The sequence below is a fragment of the Streptomyces sp. M-16 genome (assembly GCF_052114405.1).
Lineage (GTDB): Bacteria > Actinomycetota > Actinomycetes > Streptomycetales > Streptomycetaceae > Streptomyces.
This window is the reverse complement of sequence record NZ_JBFRER010000366.1, coordinates 1-357: the sequence shown is the minus strand read 5'-3', so window position 1 is coordinate 357 and position 357 is coordinate 1. Positions and strand designations below refer to the sequence as shown.

Genomic DNA, 357 nt, shown 5'->3' with positions numbered 1-357 from the left:
TGTCGGATGCCCGGCGTCGTGGGCATCCGGTGTTGGCGGTGGTGCGGGGATCGGCGGTGAATCAGGACGGTGCTTCGAATGGTCTGACGGCTCCGAACGGTCCGGCGCAGCGGCGGGTGATCGAGCAGGCGTTGGCGGGTGCGGGGTTGTCGGCGGCTGACGTGGATGTGGTGGAGGCGCAYGGTACGGGGACGCGGTTGGGTGATCCGATCGAGGCGCAGGCGTTGGTGGAGACGTACGGGCGGGGTCGTCCGGCCGGCCGGCCTCTGTGGTTGGGGTCGTTGAAGTCGAACATCGGGCACACGCAGGCGGCGGCCGGGGTGGGCGGGATCATCAAGATGGTCGAGGCGATGCGGC

General features: G+C 69.9%; 1 protein-coding gene. It reads left to right on the top strand.

From position 1 onward, the window contains the following. Window positions 1-357: hypothetical protein (locus AB4039_RS42590; RefSeq protein WP_442273358.1), on the top strand; the 357-nt coding region annotated here is incomplete at both ends.